At 46.8% G+C, this 19,126-nt stretch carries 14 protein-coding genes and 1 pseudogene; all 15 read left to right on the top strand.

Annotated features, from left to right (window positions below):
• Entirely contained in the window at window positions 1-804 is an 804-nt protein-coding gene (locus HMPREF0240_RS22495; protein WP_009005691.1) for a TlyA family RNA methyltransferase, read from the top strand.
• Window positions 805-814: 10 nt separating this feature from the next.
• Window positions 815-1,648 (top strand): NAD(+)/NADH kinase, encoded by an 834-nt coding sequence (locus HMPREF0240_RS22500; RefSeq protein ID WP_009005692.1) that lies wholly within the window; start codon window positions 815-817, stop codon window positions 1,646-1,648.
• 4 nt (window positions 1,649-1,652) lie between these two features.
• Window positions 1,653-2,111, top strand: coding sequence for an arginine repressor (gene argR, locus HMPREF0240_RS22505; RefSeq protein ID WP_009005693.1), 459 nt, complete (start codon window positions 1,653-1,655; stop codon window positions 2,109-2,111).
• 9 nt (window positions 2,112-2,120) lie between these two features.
• Window positions 2,121-3,797 (top strand): DNA repair protein RecN, encoded by a 1,677-nt coding sequence (gene recN / locus HMPREF0240_RS22510; protein WP_009005694.1) that lies wholly within the window; start codon window positions 2,121-2,123, stop codon window positions 3,795-3,797.
• 95 nt (window positions 3,798-3,892) lie between these two features.
• Window positions 3,893-4,975 carry a SpoIVB peptidase gene (gene spoIVB, locus HMPREF0240_RS22515; protein WP_009005695.1) on the top strand — a complete coding sequence of 361 codons (1,083 nt, stop codon included), beginning with the start codon at window positions 3,893-3,895 and terminating at the stop codon, window positions 4,973-4,975.
• A 92-nt stretch (window positions 4,976-5,067) separates the two neighbouring features.
• Entirely contained in the window at window positions 5,068-5,862 is a 795-nt protein-coding gene (gene spo0A / locus HMPREF0240_RS22520) for a sporulation transcription factor Spo0A (RefSeq protein WP_009005696.1), read from the top strand.
• An 85-nt stretch (window positions 5,863-5,947) separates the two neighbouring features.
• Window positions 5,948-7,397 (top strand): annotated as a pseudogene (gene glgA, locus HMPREF0240_RS22525) (glycogen synthase GlgA).
• 64 nt (window positions 7,398-7,461) lie between these two features.
• Window positions 7,462-8,331: a methylenetetrahydrofolate reductase [NAD(P)H] gene (gene metF / locus HMPREF0240_RS22530; protein ID WP_009005699.1), complete on the top strand. Its 870-nt coding sequence runs from the start codon at window positions 7,462-7,464 to the stop codon at window positions 8,329-8,331.
• 12 nt (window positions 8,332-8,343) lie between these two features.
• Complete coding sequence (locus HMPREF0240_RS22535; protein WP_009005700.1) at window positions 8,344-8,994, top strand: vitamin B12 dependent-methionine synthase activation domain-containing protein; 651 nt, start codon at window positions 8,344-8,346, stop codon at window positions 8,992-8,994.
• Window positions 8,991-11,384 carry a homocysteine S-methyltransferase family protein gene (locus HMPREF0240_RS22540; RefSeq protein WP_009005701.1) on the top strand — a complete coding sequence of 798 codons (2,394 nt, stop codon included), beginning with the start codon at window positions 8,991-8,993 and terminating at the stop codon, window positions 11,382-11,384. Before HMPREF0240_RS22535 ends, HMPREF0240_RS22540 begins: the two co-directional genes overlap by 4 nt.
• A 133-nt stretch (window positions 11,385-11,517) precedes the next feature.
• Window positions 11,518-13,029 carry a 4Fe-4S dicluster domain-containing protein gene (locus HMPREF0240_RS22545; RefSeq protein ID WP_009005702.1) on the top strand — a complete coding sequence of 504 codons (1,512 nt, stop codon included), beginning with the start codon at window positions 11,518-11,520 and terminating at the stop codon, window positions 13,027-13,029.
• A 161-nt stretch (window positions 13,030-13,190) separates the two neighbouring features.
• Complete coding sequence (gene alaS, locus HMPREF0240_RS22550; protein WP_009005703.1) at window positions 13,191-15,830, top strand: alanine--tRNA ligase; 2,640 nt, start codon at window positions 13,191-13,193, stop codon at window positions 15,828-15,830.
• 125 nt (window positions 15,831-15,955) lie between these two features.
• Window positions 15,956-16,132 carry a 30S ribosomal protein S21 gene (gene rpsU, locus HMPREF0240_RS22555; protein WP_004054229.1) on the top strand — a complete coding sequence of 59 codons (177 nt, stop codon included), beginning with the start codon at window positions 15,956-15,958 and terminating at the stop codon, window positions 16,130-16,132.
• 310 nt (window positions 16,133-16,442) lie between these two features.
• Window positions 16,443-17,030, top strand: coding sequence for a putative ABC transporter permease (locus HMPREF0240_RS22560; protein ID WP_009005704.1), 588 nt, complete (start codon window positions 16,443-16,445; stop codon window positions 17,028-17,030).
• A gap of 495 nt (window positions 17,031-17,525) precedes the next feature.
• Window positions 17,526-18,860, top strand: a complete 1,335-nt coding sequence (gene gdhA, locus HMPREF0240_RS22565; protein WP_009005705.1) for an NADP-specific glutamate dehydrogenase — start codon at window positions 17,526-17,528, stop codon at window positions 18,858-18,860.
• The last annotated feature ends 266 nt before the right edge of the window (window positions 18,861-19,126 follow it).

Consider the following 19,126-nt stretch of genomic DNA (forward strand, 5'->3'; position numbering starts at 1 on the left):
ATGAAAGAACGATTAGATGTGTTACTGGTAAAAAGGAATCTGGCAGAGTCCAGGGAAAAGGCAAAGGCCATTATTATGGCGGGCAGTGTTTTCGTGGATGGGCAGAGAGAAGATAAGGCCGGCTCTTCTTTCCAGGAGGATGTTCAGATCGAGGTTAAGGGGCATACTCTGCCCTATGTCAGCCGCGGTGGGCTGAAGCTGGAAAAGGCCCTTGCTGAATTTGACGTAACTGTGGAAGGAAAGGTCTGTACGGATGTGGGATCTTCCACAGGAGGATTTACAGACTGCATGCTGCAGAACGGTGCGGTAAAAGTGTATGCCATAGATGTGGGGCGCGGCCAGCTGGATTGGAAGCTGCGGCAGGATGACCGGGTTGTCTGCATGGAGAAGACCAACATCCGCTATGTGACACCGGAGGATATAGGGGAGCCTGTGGATTTTTCATCCATAGACGTGTCTTTTATATCACTGACAAAAGTACTGGAACCGATCCGCCGTTATCTGAAGGCGGATGGGGAGATCGTGGCACTGATCAAACCGCAGTTTGAGGCCGGCCGGGAGAAGGTTGGCAAAAAAGGGGTGGTACGGGAAAAAAGCACGCACCATGAGGTGATAGAGAAGGTGGCAGGATATGCGAATGCCATTGGATTCGAAGTGCTGAATATTAATTTCTCGCCGATTAAGGGACCGGAAGGTAATATTGAATACCTGCTGCACCTGCGCAAATGCGAGGGGGATCCGCCTGCGATTGGGGTGGACCTTGTGACTGTAGTTGATAAGGCATTTAAGACATTGGCCAAGTAAGAGGAGTACCATGGATAATTTTTACGTTATTACGAATAAGCTGAAGGATGCTGACTACAGCATCACAAAAGAAATCCTGGATTATCTGGAGCAGAATGGAAGAACAGGCATACTCTCCCAGAAGGATGAGGATGGCCATATTATTCCGGGGACTGTTCCGGAAGGGATGGAATGCGCGCTTGTCCTGGGCGGGGACGGAACGCTGATTCGTGCGGCCAGAGAACTGGAAGGGTACAATATCCCTCTTCTCGGCATCAATCTTGGTACGTTGGGATATCTGACTGAGGTGGAACTGCGTGACTTCAAAAGCGCTTTGGACAGACTGTTTGATACAAAACCCGAAATCGAAGAGCGCATGATGATGCACGGCAGTGTGGAAGGCCGCCTGAATGATGTTGCCATGAATGATATTGTCGTGACAAGAGAGGGCGGGCTCCGGGTGATTCATTTTACGATCTCCGTAAACGGGGAACTGCTCAACACTTATCAGGCGGACGGGGTCATCATATCCACGCCTACGGGGACAACCGGTTACAACCTTTCAGCCGGGGGTCCGATTGTGGAGCCGACCGCGAGCATGTTTGTCATTACCCCAATTTGTTCCCATGCCCTGAACACCAGCAGTATTGTACTGTCGGCAGAGGACATCATCGAAGTGGAGATCAGTGAGGGACGTTACGGCAAGATTGAGCATGCCACCGTTACGTTTGACGGTGCCAGTACCGTACCGCTGGTGACCGGTGACAAGATCACGATCGAAAAGTCGGGGGAGACCACAAAACTGATTAAACTCAGCAAGGAAAGTTTTATGAAGACAATGCGCAAGAAAATGAAAGGAAATTAGAACTATGAAAGTCAGTCGTCATGCAAAAATAATCGAATTAATCAGCCAGAATGATATCGAAACCCAGGAGGAGCTGGCAGAGCGTCTGAATAATGCAGGTTTTAAGGTGACTCAGGCGACGGTGTCCAGAGATATCAGGGATTTGAAGCTTACAAAAGTATCCGTGGACGGCGGCAGGCAGAAGTATGTAGTCCTGAAGCCGGAGGAAGACGGAATGAGCGAGAAGTACATCCGTGTATTAAAAGACGGCTATATTTCCATGGATATGGCGCAGAATATTCTCGTGATTAAAACGGTATCAGGCATGGCTATGGCCGTAGCTGCCGCAGTAGATGCCATGAAGTGGAAAGAGGTTGTGGGGTGCATAGCGGGGGACGATACCATTATGTGTGCGGTCCGCAGCGTGGATGAGACAGTAGCTGTTATGGATAAGATTCGGAAGATTGTGTCTAAAGGGAATTAGGAAAAACATATGTTGCAAAATCTGCATGTTAAAAATTTGGCGTTAATTGATGAAATTGAAGTAGAATTCCAGCCGGGACTCAATATCCTGACTGGTGAGACGGGAGCCGGGAAATCCATTATTCTGGGCTCTGTAGGCCTTGCTCTGGGGGGCAGATACAGTGCGGATATGCTGCGCAAGGGCGCTCAGTTCGGGCTGGTAGAACTTGCCTTTACTGTGGAGGACGAGGCGGTCCGGACACAGCTGGAAGCACTGGACATATTCCCGGAAGAGGGTATGCTGATCCTGTCCAGAAAACTGATGGAAGGGCGCAGCATCAGTAAGATCAACGGGGAGACTGTCAACATGGGCGTGCTCAAAGACGTGGCGAGTATGCTGATAGATATCCACGGACAGCACGAGCATCAGACGCTGCTGCATAAAAAGAACCATCTGGCGCTTCTGGACGTCTATGCCAGGGATAAGGTGGAAAGTTTAAAAAAATCGGTTGCAGCGGCATTTAAAGAGTATACAGGGTGCAGGAAAGCATTGGAAGAGTCCGGGATGGATGAAAAAAGCCGGAAGAAGGAAATTTCTCTCGCCGAATTTGAGATCGGTGAGATTGAAGAGGCCAGTCTGCAGGAAGGCGAGGATGATGAACTGGAAGCTCTGTATCAGCGTATGACAGAGAGCCGCCGTTTTACGGAAAGCATTGCGGAGGCCTACCAGTTTACGAGCGAATCTGCCCAGGGCAATGCCAGTGATCTGCTGAGCCGGGCAATCCGTGCGTTCCAGGATGTGGAGGAATGTGATGAACAGGGAGCGGCCCTCTACGGACAGCTGCTGGAGATTGACAGCCTCCTGAATGATTTTAACCGTGAATTATCAGAATATGCGAAAAGTTTTGAGTTTTCCGAGGAAGAATACTACGAGACGGAAAACAGGCTGAATCTTGTCAATCATTTAAAAGCAAAATATGGAAATACTGTAAGCGATATACTGGAATACTGCAGTACAAAAAGAGAGAGACTAAATGAACTGAAAGATTATGAGAGCTATATTGCAGATCTGGAAGAAAAATACAGACAGAGTGAAAAAAAATTAAAGAAGTATTCGGATGCCCTGAGCAAAGCAAGAAAAGAAGCTTCAAAAACTTTTGTGGAAGAGATTAAGCAGGGGCTGACTGATCTCAATTTTTTGGACGTAAAGTTTGAAATGAGAGTGGGCAGGCTGGAAGGTTATACCTCAAATGGTATGGACGAAGGCGAGTTCTATATCTCAACAAACCCGGGTGAACCTGTGAAACAACTGGCAAATGTGGCGTCAGGTGGTGAGCTTTCCAGAATCATGCTGGCAGTGAAAGCAGTGCTGGCAGATAAGGAAGACACACCGACTTTGATTTTTGACGAAATAGATACAGGAATCAGCGGAATCACAGCCGGCCGTGTAGCGGAGAAGATGCATATGATCGGCCGGAGCAGGCAGGTAATCTGTATTACGCATCTGCCACAAATAGCTGCCATGGCCGATGCACATTATCTGATACAAAAACAGGCAGAGTCGAATATGACAAAAACAGAAATACTCTTTCTGGAAGAACAGGAATCCGTTGGAGAGCTTGCAAGGCTTCTGGGCGGTGCAAAAGTGACCGGAAAGATCATGGAAAGCGCGGCCGAGATGAAAGAAATGGCAAAGCGTGAAATATAATACCAGTGTGAAAAAGAGCATGCAATCACATACTAAAACGGATACCAAATTGGTATCTGTTTTTTATTTTTCGGAGGAAGAAAGGGTGTGGTTGCATGGAGAAACACTGGCAGAACAGAGCACTTGTGCTTCTGTCCGCATTGCTGTTATCTGCCTGTTCAGGTTATTTCGGGTGGATTGCGGCGGACGCGGTAGAGAAGACAGAAGTCAGTACAGAAACGATCAGTGAAGATACAGTTCTTGTCGGAGGAATGCCGGTGGGAATTTATATGGAGACAGATGGTGTTATGGTGCTGGATACAGATCATGTTAAGGGCGCAGACGGAGTGGAATATGAACCGGCCAGCCATCTGGTCAGGAGCGGGGATTATATTACCGGAATCAATGGAGAAGCCGTTGAAAACAAAAAGGAACTGATGGAAGTTCTAAGCAATCTGAATGAGGATGAGGTTGTCCTACAGCTCAGAAGAGAGGAGGAAACCATAGATGTAAAAATAAAGCCGGTGGAATGCGGGCCAGACGAGTATAAACTGGGAATCTGGGTGAGAGATAATGTGCAGGGACTTGGCACAATTACTTTTCTGACGGGCAACAGTGAATTCGGCGCTCTCGGACATGGAATCCACGATACGGATACAAACGTGCTACTGTCTATTGCAGACGGTACGCTTTACAAGACCAGTATTCATTCGATTAAAAAGGGGGAGAATGGTATTCCTGGCAGCATGGAGGGGATTATTGTATACAATGGATATAATAAACTGGGAACCATAAATAAGAACACAGATGCGGGAATTTATGGTACAGTAGATAAGATAGAAGAATTATTCACAGAACAGATACCGGTGCAGGTTGCATCCAAAGATGAGATAGAAATTGGAGATGCGACGATACGTTGCTTTGTCGACAATGAAGTCAAGGAATATAACATAAAGGTGACAGATATCGACTATTCTGGACACGAAGTAAACAAGGGACTTGTCATACAGGTGACAGACCCCGCACTCCTTGAAAAGACTGGCGGAATCATACAGGGAATGAGTGGAAGCCCCATTCTGCAGAATGGAAAACTGATCGGTGCGGTGACCCACGTTTTCGTTCAGGATTCCACAAAAGGCTACGGCATTTTCATCGAAAATATGCTGGAGAATGTTGGAGGTCACACTTTGTCGAATTAGAGCAACAAATTACCCTTGATTATGCAATCATTGACAGATATAATAATCGAGTGGCGTATCTCAGTCCGGGTCCTTTAGAGGAGAGAGGGATTATGGAACATTTAAACGTGGCCATCGCTGATGATAATGAGAGAATTTTGGATTTACTTGAAGAAATTATCAACATGGACAAGGAACTGAATGTGGTGGGAAAGGCTAAAAACGGTGAGGAGATGTGTCAAATCATCAAGAATCAACAGCCAGACGTGGTTCTTCTTGATCTAATTATGCCGAAAATGGACGGATTAACCGTTATGGAACGCATAAATCAAGACAAGACCATGACAAAACGCCCTGATTTCATTGTCGTAACAGCGGTTGGACAGGAGAAAATTACAGAAGACGCTTTCAACAAAGGCGCAAATTACTACATCATGAAACCTTTTAATAATGAGATGTTGTTGAATCGTATAAAAACTGTAAGAAAAGTGTTCCGAAACCACGATAAGAAAAATGAAGAATTATCGGGAAGCACAAATACCTCTATCAGAGAAGAGGACCTGGAAAATCGTGTAACAAACATGCTGCATGAGATTGGGATACCGGCTCATATCAAAGGATATCATTATCTGAGGGATGCCATAATGATGGCAGTCGGGGATATGGATGTTCTGAATGCAATCACAAAGGTATTATACCCAACGGTTGCCAAAAAGTACCAGACAACATCAAGTCGCGTAGAACGCGCAATCCGACATGCAATTGAAGTTGCATGGAACCGCGGAAAATTAGACACTTTGGACGAATTATTCGGCTATACGGTAAGTACCGGCAAGGGAAAACCGACAAATTCTGAGTTTATCGCACTGATTGCAGATACCATTCAATTAGAGTATAAGCACAGATAATTCTTTCCTTTGGTCAGGAAATGGGTTATAATAGTCAATAATAAATGGCTAGAAAAGAACTCAAGGAAAGTGGAGGGTTTCGTTTATGAAAAATATTTTATTTGCATCTTCAGAGTGTGTTCCGTTTATAAAGACTGGTGGATTAGCAGATGTTGTCGGCTCATTGCCCAAGTATTTTGATAAAAAAAAGTAATGATGTAAGGGTAGTGCTGCCAAAGTATAGCTGCATGAAGCAGGAATGGAAAGATATGCTGGAATATGTTGATCATTTTTATATGGATATAGCAGGAATGGATCAATATGTCGGAATTTTAAAGTGTGTGTATGACAAGATTACTTTTTATTTTGTCGACAACGAATATTTTTTCAGCGGTTTTGCTCCTTATGACGGGGATCCGAAGTGGAATATCGAGAAGTATGCATTTTTTTCAAAGGCGGTTTTAAGCATTCTTCCAGTCATTGGGTTCCGCCCCGATCTGATTCACTGCCACGACTGGCAGACCGGACTGATACCGGTATACCTGGATAATTTCCGTTATCTTGGAGAGTATTACAGGGGAATCAAAACAGTCATGACAATACATAACCTGAAGTTCCAGGGCGTGTGGGATACTAAGACTGTACGCAGTATTACGGGGCTGCCGGAGTACTATTTTGTTCCTGACAAGATGGAAGCATACAAAGACGCGAACCTGTTGAAGGGCGGGATCGTTTATGCTGACAAGGTAACAACTGTAAGCCAGACTTATGCAGAAGAGATTAAAACACCATTTTACGGAGAGGCCCTTGATGGCCTGATGAGAGCCAGAGATAATGCACTGTGCGGAATTGTGAACGGTCTTGACTATGAAGAATACTGTCCGTTCCTGGATTCCAGGATTGCCAAGAAGTTTACGGTCGATACATTCCGTAAGAATAAAGTGGCAAACAAGCTGGCCCTTCAGGAGGAACTGGGATTGAATAAGGATTCCAGGACAATGTTGATCGGTATGGTATCCAGACTTACCGACCAGAAGGGATTTGACCTTGTAGATTACATTATGGATGAATTGTGTCAGGATGCGGTGCAGATTGTCGTACTCGGTACCGGAGATGCAAGATACGAGAATATGTTCCGTCATTTTGCGTGGAAATACTCAGGGAAAGTTTCAGCGAATATCTTTTATTCTGAGGACTTGTCCCATAGGATTTATGCATCCTGCGATGCGTTCCTGATGCCGTCACTGTTTGAACCATGCGGATTGAGCCAGCTTATGAGCCTTCGATACGGCACCATTCCGATCGTGAGGGAGACAGGGGGACTGAAGGACACAGTAGAACCGTACAATGAATTTGAAAAAACCGGAACGGGATTCAGTTTTACTAATTATAATGCGAATGAGATGCTGAATACCATCCGTTATGCAGAACGTATCTATTACGATAAGAAACGTGACTGGAATAAAATTGTAGAGCGTGCCATGAACAAAGATTTTTCATGGAAAAACTCTGCAAGACAGTATGATGAATTATACAAAAGCCTGATCGGAGAATAAAGCGTATGGCTGCCCTTTTAAGGGCGGCCGCAGGCCTTTTAGTATACAGGAGAATAAGCGCAATATGAAGATAAAGGACAGACTGAATGAGAACGGTATACATATATCATTTGAGGTGTTTCCGCCCAAGACGGATGCCGGATATGAGAAGGTGCAGGAGGCCACAGACAGGATAGCCGCCCTGAAGCCGAATTTCATAAGCGTCACATACGGAGCGGGCGGCGGAACCAGTAAAAACACCGCAAAAATTGCAGAACATATCAAAGAGGAACTGGAAATTGAAAGCCTGGCTCATCTTACATGTGCGTCCTCCACAAAGGATGAGGTAAGGTGTGTAATTGAGAACCTGAAGGAACTGGGAATTGAGAATATTCTGGCGCTACGGGGAGATATTCCGACCGGTATGCAGTTTCCCTCAGAGGACCGTTTTCATTATGCATGGGAGCTTGTAGAAGAGATCCGAAGACATGGAGATTTCTGTATCGGCGCAGCCTGTTATCCGGAAGGCCACGTAGAGAATGAACATAAAGCAGATGACATCAGGTATCTGAAAGAGAAAGTAGACAGTGGTGTGGATTTTCTTACAACGCAGATGTTTTTTGAAAATGACATCCACTACAATTTTCTGTATCGGATTCGTGAAGCCGGCATTACCGTACCTGTACTGCCGGGAATTATGCCCATAACAAGCGCGAAACAGATGAAGCGCAGCTGCGAACTCTCGGGAACCGTATTTCCGAGGCGGTTTCAGGCCATTCTGGACCGATTTGGTGACTGCCCGGGAGCGATGGAGCAGGCCGGGATTGCATATGCTACGGACCAGATTATTGACCTGCTGGCCAATGGTGTGAGGAATATTCACATTTATTCCATGAACAAACCAGAAGTTGCAGAGGCGATTATGAGTAATTTATCGGAAATTATTAAATGCTAGGAGTTATAACAGATGGATCATATGACAAAAGAAGCCATCCGTTATCTGGGATATGGAAAACATGCGGTAGATGATAAGACGTTTGCGCTGGTTGAAGATTCCTTCAGGGATCTGGAGGACGCGGCAGGCAGAAAATCCATCTATCGCATCTTTGATTTACAGCAGACGGCGGATGACAGATTTACAATAGGAACGGTGGAAATGCAGAGCAGAAACCTGGGACGATATTTAGGAGGGTGCTGCAGGATCATTCTGTTTGGGGCAACGCTTGGGACGGCAGTTGACAGGATGCTGGCCCGCCTGTCGATAACGGATATGGCAAAGGCGGTGGTTATGCAGTCCTGTGCAGCGGCTATGCTGGAAGAGTACTGCGACGAGTGCCAGGCAGAGATTGCCGGCAGAGTTTCAGAGGAGGGGCTTTTTCTGAGGCCCAGGTTCAGCCCGGGGTACGGTGATTTTGATATCAGATACCAGGCGCCGCTGATGCAGATGCTGGACTGTGCAAAGACCATCGGCCTGACAATGACGGACAGTTATATGATGACCCCGACAAAGTCTGTGACAGCGGTGATAGGTGCCAGCAGGACAGAAGAAAAATGCCACATTAAGGGCTGTGAGGCCTGTGAAAAGAAGGACTGTACTTACAGAAGGGATAAGGTATGATTTTAGACAGATTAGGAAAAGAACTGCTGTTTTTTGACGGCGGAATGGGAACATTGCTGCAGGCGGGCGGATTAAAACCCGGAGAACTGCCGGAGACCTGGAATATGACACATCCTGAGAAAATTACCGGGATTCACAGGAAATATATCGAAGCCGGCAGCGATATTATACTGACGAACACGTTTGGAGCCAATGCGCTGAAGTTCCATGATGACAGCTGTTCCCTGTGTGATATTGTGACTTCCGCAGTGGGACATGTAAAAAGAGCAGCAGAACAGGCGGAGTTAAACGGACGCCAGGTGTATACTGCGCTGGATATCGGACCTACGGGGAAGCTTCTTAAGCCTATGGGAGACCTGGAGTTTGAGGAAGCCTATGAGGCATTCCGCGAGGTTGTAAGATACGGGGCTGAGGCAGGAGCAGATCTGATACATATTGAAACAATGAGTGATACTTATGAATTGAAGGCTGCGGTGCTTGCCGCGAAGGAAAATACAGACCTTCCGGTATTTGTGACAACGATTTTTGATGAGCGGGGAAAGCTTCTCACAGGAGCGGATGTACCGGCGGTTGTGGCCCTGCTGGAAGGTCTGCGGGTGGATGCCCTGGGAATCAACTGCGGACTGGGGCCAGGCCAGATGCTTCCGATTCTGGAACAGATCCTGGAATATACGTCCCTGCCGGTAATCGTGAAGCCGAATGCAGGACTTCCCAAACAGGTAGAGAGAGAGACTGTCTACGATGTACTGCCACAGGACTTTGCAATGACCATGCAGAAGATTATAGGGCAGGGCGCGGCCGTGGCAGGCGGATGCTGCGGCACAACACCGGAACATATAAAGTCTATGGTGGATCTCTGCCGCGGGATGGAGCCTCTGCCCATTATACAGAAAGATATAACGATAGTCTCTTCTTATGGCAAGTCGGTCTGTCTGGGGACTGGTTCAAAGATTATCGGAGAGCGGATCAACCCGACGGGAAAGAAAAAGTTCCGTCAGGCGCTGAAAGAGCACGACATGGATTATATTCTGAGAGAAGGTATCATGCAGCAGGATATGGGGGCCCATATTCTGGATGTAAATGTGGGACTGCCGGATATAGATGAGGCGTCCATGATGCAGGATGTCCTTGTGGAACTGCAGAGCGTGACCAGCCTGCCGCTGCAGATCGATACCGTGGATACAAAAGCCATGGAAGCCGCGCTGCGTATCTATAATGGTAAGGCCATGGTGAATTCTGTCAGCGGGAAACAGGAGTCCATGGATGCCGTATTTCCTCTGATCCAGAAGTATGGAGGCGTAGTCATCGGCCTTACGCTGGATGAGAGTGGTATTCCAGATACTGCAGAGGGACGAGTGGAGATTGCCCGCCACATCATAGAAGAGGCAGCTAAATATGGAATTCAAAAAAAAGACATTGTTATCGACGTTCTGGCTATGACGATCAGTTCGGATCCTGAAGGGGCAAAAGTGACACTGGAAGCGCTGAAAAAAGTGCGTTACGGTCTTGGCGTCAATACAGTGCTTGGTGTATCCAATATTTCATTCGGGCTGCCCAGCCGTACGGTCATCAATGCGAACTTCTATACAATGGCTATGCAGAACGGGCTGAGCGCCGGGATCATTAACCCTTCTTCCGAGGAAATGATGAAGTCCTATTATGCGTACCACGCACTGATGAATCTGGACAGCAACTGCGAGGCTTACATTGCAAAATATGCGGGTCAGGCCGCGGAGTCCTCCGCATCCCCGGCTGTTTCCGGGGACATGCCGCTGAACCGGGCGATCGAAAAAGGTCTGAAGGAAGAGGCACATCATATTACGGGACTGCTTGTAAAGGAGCAGGCTCCGCTGGATATTATCAATACCTATCTGATTCCTGCGCTGGACAATGTGGGGAAAGGTTTTGAGAAGGGAACTGTATTTCTTCCCCAGCTCCTGATGAGCGCCGAGGCGGCAAAAGCGGCATTTACGATTCTGAAGGAATCTCTGGCGGCAACAGGACAGCAGGATGAGAAGAAAGAGAAAGTGGTGCTTGCCACGGTCAAAGGGGATATTCATGATATCGGTAAGAATATTGTCAAAGTACTGCTTGAAAATTATGGATTTGACGTGATTGACCTTGGTAAAGATGTTGCACCGGGATTGGTTGTAGAAAAGGTACTGGCGGAAGATGTGCATCTGGTAGGGCTGAGTGCTCTTATGACAACAACTGTTGTCAGCATGGAGGAGACGATACAGCAGCTTAGGCAAAAGGCGCCCGGCTGCAGAGTGATGGTCGGAGGGGCTGTCCTGAATCAGGAGTATGCGGATATGATCGGAGCAGACTTTTATGGGAAGGATGCAATGCAGTCCGTTTATTACGCTCAGAAACTGCTTCAAAATAAGTAAAAAGTAATGTACCTCTTTTTATACAAGGAACCGTGTTGACTATTTTTTTACAAAAGGGTATAGTGGTAATGCAAATCAAAGAACACGGCGGTAAATCGCCGTTTATGGAGAAAATTCAGGAGGAAGAGAACCTATGATGAGAGGACTGCAGACACCGGTCCGTGCGATACGGAGAAGAGTGTTTACGGAAGTTGCAAAATTGGGATTTAAAGCCAGCGCGGATACGCTTCTGGCAGATATGGAAGCGATACCCTATGAGATTGTAAATGATGATACGGAAAAATACCGTGAGAGTACTTACCGCTCACGTGCGATCGTTAGAGAGCGCCTGAGGCTGGCCATGGGCCTGTCCCTGCGCCCGGAGAATAAACCGGTACATCTGACTGCCGGCGTGGAAGCCAGCAATATTTCAGAAAAGTACTATGAGCCGCCGCTTATGCAGGTAATTCCATCGGCCTGTGAGAGCTGTGAAGAAAATAAATACGAGGTGAGTAACATATGTAAAGGATGTCTGGCCCACCCGTGCCAGGAGGTGTGTCCGAAAGGAGCAATTTCCTTCGTAAACGGAAAGTCCTTTATTGACCAGGAAAAATGTATCAAGTGTGGCAAATGTAAGTCAGTCTGTCCGTATGACGCCATCGCAAAGAAAGAAAGACCCTGCAAAAATGCCTGTGGTGTCAGTGCAATCGGCTCAGACAAATACGGCAGAGCTTTTATTGATCCGGAAAAATGTGTATCATGCGGTATGTGTATGGTAAGCTGCCCATTTGGAGCTATTTCCGATAAATCACAGATCTTCCAGCTGACTAATGCGCTGCAGGAGGGCGGGGAGATTGTAGCTGAGATTGCTCCGGCGTTTGTCGGACAGTTCGGGGATAATATCACTCCGAGAAACATCAAGGCCGCCCTGCAGGAGCTGGGATTCTCCGAAGTGTATGAGGTGGCACTGGGAGCGGATATCGGTGCGATCGCAGAGGCTCACCACTATGTGGATAAAGTGGTATCGGGGGAGCTTCCTTTCCTGCTGACATCCTGCTGCCCGTCCTGGGCCGTGATGGCGAAGAAGTTTTTCCCGGATCTGATTGATCAGATCTCTCAGGAGCTGACCCCTATGGTGGCGACAGCCAGAACAATTAAGCAGGAACATCCGAATGCAAGAGTAGTATTCATTGGGCCCTGTGCAGCTAAGAAGCTGGAGGCGTCCAGAAGAACGGTCCGCAGCGATGTGGATTTTGTTGTGACATACGAAGAAGTACAGGCCATGTTTGATGCGAAAAACATTGACCTGAGCAAATACGAGGCGGAGTCCTCTTTCCACGATGCTACTGGAGCGGGCCGCGGTTATGCCTGCGCGGGCGGTGTGGCAGAGGCCATCGAAAACTGCATCAACGAGTATTATCCGGATGTGGAAGTGAATATCGAGCATGCAGAGGGACTTGCAGAATGCAAGAAGATCCTGACGCTGGCAAAAGCCGGTCGGATGAACGGATGCCTGATCGAGGGAATGGGCTGTCCTGGAGGCTGTATTGCCGGTGCAGGTACAAACATACCAGTACCAAGAGCAAAGCGGGCGCTTGCCAATTATGTGAAGAATTCTTCCAACAATATTCCGCCTAAGGAACTGGCGGAAATCGAGCTAAAATAATATTTGAAAAACCGTATCAGCTATGGTATGATAGGTTAGAAATGCAGAGTGGATACATATCCACTCTGTTTCTGTTGACTATACACTTTATGGCAGATTATGGGAAAATACCCACCGGCAGTATCACTGCCGCAGATAAAGAAACCGGGAGGAATAAGGTTATGCAACCATATGGAGTGAACCAATTAAGAAAGATGTTTTTGGAGTTCTTTGAGAGCAAAGGACACCTGGCAATGAAGAGCTTCTCTTTAGTGCCGCACAATGACAAGAGCCTTCTGCTCATCAATTCAGGAATGGCACCACTGAAGCCGTATTTTACAGGGCAGGAGATACCGCCGAGAAAAAGAGTGACAACATGTCAGAAGTGCATTCGTACAGGAGATATTGAAAATGTCGGTAAGACGGCGCGCCACGGCACATTTTTTGAGATGCTGGGCAACTTCTCTTTCGGCGACTATTTTAAGGATGACGCGATCAAATGGTCATGGGAGTTTCTGACAGAGGTGGTAGGACTGGATCCTGACAGGCTGTATCCGTCCGTTTATCTCGATGATGACGAAGCATTTGAGATCTGGAATAAAAAGATGGGAATTCCGGCGGAACGTATCTTTAAGTTCGGAAAGGAAGATAATTTCTGGGAGCATGGCTCAGGCCCATGCGGCCCCTGTTCAGAGATCTACTATGACAGAGGTGAAAAGTATGGCTGCGGCAGTCCGGACTGTACAGTGGGATGTGAGTGCGACCGCTATATGGAGATCTGGAACAATGTCTTTACCCAGTTTGACAATGACGGCAAGGGAAACTACGTTGAACTGGAACAGAAGAATATAGACACAGGTATGGGACTGGAAAGACTGGCTTCCGTTGTGCAGGATGTGGATTCTATTTTTGATGTGGATACAATCAAGGCGCTGCGCGACCATGTCTGCAGGCTGGCAGATGCTGCTTACGGCAATGAGGACAATACAGATGTTTCCATCCGAGTCATTACAGACCATGTACGTTCCGTAACATTTATGATATCTGATGGTATTATGCCGTCTAATGAGGGAAGAGGATATGTCCTGCGCCGTCTGCTCAGAAGAGCATGCCGTCATGGAAGGCTTCTGAATATTGAAGGTAATTTCCTGCCGGCACTGGCGGAGACGGTAATCGAAGGCTCAAAGGATGGCTACCCGGAGCTGGAAGAAAAGAAAGACTTTATTTTGAAAGTCATTGCAAAGGAAGAGGAGCAGTTCAATAATACGATCGACCAGGGACTTGTTATTTTATCAGACATGATTGCTGGTATGGAGAAGCGCGGGGAGATAACACTTTCCGGAGACGATGCGTTTAAACTCTATGATACTTATGGATTCCCCATTGACCTGACAAAAGAGATTCTGGAAGAAAAGGAAATGAATGTGGATGAAGAAGGGTTCCATGCAGCTATGGAGATCCAGAGAAAGACGGCCAGAGCTGCCCGTGGTGTGACAAACTACATGGGGGCAGACGTGACAGTCTACGAATCCATTGACCCGAGTATAACCAGTACATTTGTAGGATATGATAATCTTGTATATGAATCAGAGATTACGGTGCTGACGAGCGAGACGGAAGTGGCGGAAGCTCTTTCAGATGGAGAGCGCGGAACAATTTTTGTGAAAGAGACTCCGTTCTATGCCACCAGTGGTGGGCAGGAGGCCGATTCAGGCGTTATTCGTACACCAGAGGGAGAATTTAAGGTAGAAGATACGATTAAGCTTCTGGGCGGCAAAATCGGCCATGTGGGACATGTTGTTAAGGGCATGGTGAAGACCGGAGACAAAGCAGAACTGGCTGTGGATGCCAGAAAGCGTTCTTTGTCTGCAAGAAACCACAGCGCAACCCATCTGCTTCAGAAAGCGCTCAGAACCGTGCTGGGTACCCATGTGGAGCAGGCTGGATCCAGTGTCAACGAAGACCGGCTGCGTTTTGACTTCACACATTTCTCTGCGCTGAGCCAGGAAGAACTGAAACAGGTGGAGAATATCGTAAATGAGCATATTGCAGAAGCTCTTCCGGTAGATATCCAGAACATGCCGATAGAGGAAGCCAGAAAGACCGGCGCACAGGCGCTGTTCGGCGAAAAATACGGCGATATTGTACGTGTTGTGAATATGGGTGGATTCTCAATTGAGTTCTGCGGCGGAACACACGTAAAGAATACAAGCGAGATTATGGCGTTTAAGATTATATCTGAGACAGGCGTGGCTGCTGGGGTACGTCGTATAGAGGCACTGACATCCCAGGGCCTTCTGGACTATTATGATGCCCTGGAAGTGAAGATGAATGAAGCTGCGAAGCTGCTGAAAGCTTCATCGGACAACCTGGCCGAGAAGATCACACATGTGATGGCTGAGAATAAGACTCTTCATTCAGAGGTGGAAAGTCTGAAGAGCAGACTTGCACAGGATGCAATGGGCGATGTGATGGATCAGGTTCGTGAAGTAAAAGGCGTGAAGCTTCTGGCTGCAGAAGTGGACGGCGTTGATATGAACGGACTCCGTGACCTGGGAGACCAGATGAAGGAGAAACTGGGAGAAGGCGTAGTCGTTCTTGCATCAGGAAGCGACGGTAAAGTCAGCCTTATGGTGACAGCCACAGACGGTGCGATGAAGCAGGGAGCCCATGCCGGTAACCTTGTCAAGGCAATTGCCGGACTTGTAGGCGGAGGCGGCGGAGGCCGTCCGAACATGGCACAGGCGGGCGGAAAGAATCCGGCAGGCATCAAAGATGCCTTGGCGAAGGCCGCAGAAGCGCTTGAAGGACAACTTTCTTAGTTTTTTTGCAGGAAACAGTTGACGTTTAGTGAAAATATGATATAATCTTTTGTAGTGCAATAAATATACCCGAACAGTCGTATGATGCACAATACAAGGCTGGAGGGGAGGTTAGGTGTGAGACTATGTCAAATGTAATCGTTAAAGAAAACGAGACGTTAGATAGCGCTTTACGCAGATTCAAAAGAAACTGTGCAAAGGCGGGCATTCAGCAGGAGATTCGTAAAAGAGAACATTACGAAAAGCCAAGCGTAAGACGTAAGAAAAAATCTGAAGCTGCTAGAAAACGTAAATATAATTAATATGTGCAGATAAATAGAGTGTTGAAAAACACTCTATTTTTGTGCGCCGATACACGGAGTACGGCACAGCAGATGGGGAAAATCTGCTGGGAAGATAATCCATTTGGATCTCAGGCTTGACTTCTTAGCTGCTTCTATATTAATATCTTATTTGCAGCTTTTGGGTAATCCACTTGTTTACTTTATGAACTCTTATATTATTTAAGATTTGATTAAGACTTTCCAAAGTTCATGGTAATGTTTTCGCAGCTGTGATATGATAACCGATGTAAACTAGTGGGACATAAACATAAGATGGAGAGATGAGGATATGTGGGATAAGGTGATATTTGGAAGAGATTTATATCATGTAGTATTATGGTTCCTTACTTACAGCGTTCTCGGTTGGGTAGTAGAATCTATTTACATGTCCATTTGTAACAAGAAGTGGACAAACCGGGGATTCTCAAAAGGACCGATTTGCCCGATCTATGGGGTGGGTGCTCTGACGGTGTATTTTGTGCTGAGCCCATACAGCCACAACAGAGTACTGTTGTTTTTCCTGGGCGCGATTCTGGCGACCACGATTGAATGGGTAACAGCGAGGATTATGGAGCGTGTATTCGGGGAGATTTGGTGGGACTATACGGACAAGCCATTTAACTATAAAGGAATTCTTTGCCTTGAGAGCACGCTGGCATGGGGGCTTTATACTTTAATTTTATTTGGGGTGCTGCATGGATTTGTAGAGCGGATTGTGAATGCGATTCCTTTCCATGTGGGCAGAATTGCAGGTGGCCTGCTGATTCTGCTATACATTGTAGATTTTGCGTTTTCCTTCTATAAAGAAAAGCGGGAGGATCTGCCGGGATCACTTAGTGAGATAAAAAACCGCTTCTGGAATCGGATCTGGCGTTAATTTTTGCTTGACGGCAGGAAAAAACTGGTATATACTAAACGAGTAAAATGACAAAGGCGTCATAGACATAGGTCTATGGCGTCTTTTTATGCTTTTTCATGTGATCTGCAGCATATTTATCAGGGCTGGACTTCTGATACCAGAGGTATCTGACTTGAATTGGAAAAAGTGGGAAAATGAATTATCAAATGATAATTCTTGCAAAAGCGTCATTTTCGCTAGAACCAGGGGATAAGACTGCCCGGACAGCTGACACTGTTTGGATAAAAGCAAATACTGCGCTAAAACCGCGAGAAAATTTAAAAAGTTTGAAAGCATATTGCAGCATTTTTTGCCGGATTTGATAATGCACAACACTAAAATTGTAAAAATTATGAAACTTATGATTGACAAAGTTGCAGGTAGCTTTTAAAATAAACGAGTAGACAAAGTTGTCATTATGCGGGGCAGTTTGTCACCCCGCCATTTTTATATTATTTCAGGAGGTAGAAAAGGATGTCATACGTTGACGAGGTAATTGAATTAGTAGTGAAAAAGAACCCGGCTGAACCGGAGTTCCACCAGGCAGTAAAGGAAGTGCTGGAGTCCCTTAGATCCGTTGTTGAGGCAAATGAGGAGAAGTTCCGAAGAGACGCTCTTCTGGAAAGACTTGTGGAGCCGGAGAGACAGTTAAAGTTCCGCGTACCGTGGGTAGATGACAATGGTCAGGTGCAGGTTAACACCGGATACCGTGTTCAGTTCAACAGTGCAATTGGACCATACAAAGGAGGTCTTCGTCTGCATCCTTCAGTAAACCTTGGTATTATCAAATTCCTGGGATTTGAACAGATCTTTAAGAACTCCCTGACAGGCCTTCCGATCGGTGGCGGAAAAGGCGGTTCAGATTTCGATCCGAAGGGGAAATCAGACAGAGAAGTTATGGCATTCTGCCAGAGCTTTATGACAGAATTATGCAAATATATCGGTGCAGATACTGACGTACCTGCAGGTGATATCGGTACCGGTGCGCGGGAGATCGGATATATGTATGGACAGTACAAACGTATCCGCGGATTATCAGAAGGTGTACTTACAGGAAAAGGTTTAAGCTATGGCGGCTCACTGGCCCGTACAGAGGCTACTGGATACGGCCTTCTCTATCTGACAAAAGAGATGCTCAAGCTGAACGGAATTGACATTGCAGGAAAGACAGTAGCTGTTTCCGGTTCAGGAAATGTTGCAATTTACGCAACACAGAAAGCACATCAGTTGGGTGCAAAAGTAGTGACAGTCAGCGATTCAAACGGATGGGTATATGATCCCGACGGAATTGATGTAGATGCGCTGAAAGAAATTAAAGAAGTAAGACGTGCAAGACTGACAGAATACAAGAACTACCGCCCAAATTCAGAGTATCATGAAGGAAGAGGCGTGTGGACTGTAAAAGTGGATATCGCACTTCCATGTGCAACACAGAATGAACTTCTTCTGGATGATGCAAAGGCGCTTGTAGCAAATGGATGCATGGCAGTTGCTGAGGGTGCTAACATGCCTACTACTCTGGAAGCAACAGAATACCTGCAGGCTAACGGAGTGTTATTTGCACCCGGAAAAGCTGCAAATGCTGGCGGTGTTGCAACTTCAGCTCTGGAGATGTCCCAGAACAGTGAGAGACTCAGCTGGACATTCGAGGAAGTTGATACTCAGCTTCAGAGAATTATGGTAGATATCTGCCACAATATGGCGGATGCTGCTGAGAGATACGATGTAAAAGGAAATTATGTCGTAGGCGCTAATATTGCAGGATTTGAAAAAGTAGTTGACGCCATGACAGCTCAGGGTATTATATAAATCGGGATTTAGCTCACGAGCTTTAGACTCGGGAGCGGATGGAGGGGGCGCTTACCGTGAGCCGGGACGGACTGTGAAAAACACCTGTCCTGTTGGATATGCAGCCGCTGCGCCAAGCAGCAGTAAGAGGAAATCCGCAAAATCAGTCAGAACCGAACGCATTCACCGTTTAATCTGATGATTAAACGCCTCAGGCGTTCTAAAAAGCTGCTTCGGAAGCAGCTTTTTTCTGACTGATTTCACGGATTTCCTCTAACTGCCGCTAT

The sequence above is a fragment of the Clostridium sp. D5 genome, assembly GCF_000190355.1.
GTDB classification, from domain to species: domain Bacteria; phylum Bacillota; class Clostridia; order Lachnospirales; family Lachnospiraceae; genus Faecalicatena; species Faecalicatena fissicatena_A.

What these genes read in the sequence shown, in the direction of transcription:
- HMPREF0240_RS22495 (WP_009005691.1), top strand. Translation starts at nt 1, where the DNA reads ATGAAAGAACGATTAGATGTGTTACTGGTAAAAAGGAATCTGGCAGAG.
- HMPREF0240_RS22500 (WP_009005692.1), top strand. Translation starts at nt 815, where the DNA reads ATGGATAATTTTTACGTTATTACGAATAAGCTGAAGGATGCTGACTAC.
- argR (WP_009005693.1), top strand. Translation starts at nt 1,653, where the DNA reads ATGAAAGTCAGTCGTCATGCAAAAATAATCGAATTAATCAGCCAGAAT.
- recN (WP_009005694.1), top strand. Translation starts at nt 2,121, where the DNA reads ATGTTGCAAAATCTGCATGTTAAAAATTTGGCGTTAATTGATGAAATT.
- spoIVB (WP_009005695.1), top strand. Translation starts at nt 3,893, where the DNA reads ATGGAGAAACACTGGCAGAACAGAGCACTTGTGCTTCTGTCCGCATTG.
- spo0A (WP_009005696.1), top strand. Translation starts at nt 5,068, where the DNA reads ATGGAACATTTAAACGTGGCCATCGCTGATGATAATGAGAGAATTTTG.
- metF (WP_009005699.1), top strand. Translation starts at nt 7,462, where the DNA reads ATGAAGATAAAGGACAGACTGAATGAGAACGGTATACATATATCATTT.
- HMPREF0240_RS22535 (WP_009005700.1), top strand. Translation starts at nt 8,344, where the DNA reads ATGGATCATATGACAAAAGAAGCCATCCGTTATCTGGGATATGGAAAA.
- HMPREF0240_RS22540 (WP_009005701.1), top strand. Translation starts at nt 8,991, where the DNA reads ATGATTTTAGACAGATTAGGAAAAGAACTGCTGTTTTTTGACGGCGGA.
- HMPREF0240_RS22545 (WP_009005702.1), top strand. Translation starts at nt 11,518, where the DNA reads ATGATGAGAGGACTGCAGACACCGGTCCGTGCGATACGGAGAAGAGTG.
- alaS (WP_009005703.1), top strand. Translation starts at nt 13,191, where the DNA reads ATGCAACCATATGGAGTGAACCAATTAAGAAAGATGTTTTTGGAGTTC.
- rpsU (WP_004054229.1), top strand. Translation starts at nt 15,956, where the DNA reads ATGTCAAATGTAATCGTTAAAGAAAACGAGACGTTAGATAGCGCTTTA.
- HMPREF0240_RS22560 (WP_009005704.1), top strand. Translation starts at nt 16,443, where the DNA reads ATGTGGGATAAGGTGATATTTGGAAGAGATTTATATCATGTAGTATTA.
- gdhA (WP_009005705.1), top strand. Translation starts at nt 17,526, where the DNA reads ATGTCATACGTTGACGAGGTAATTGAATTAGTAGTGAAAAAGAACCCG.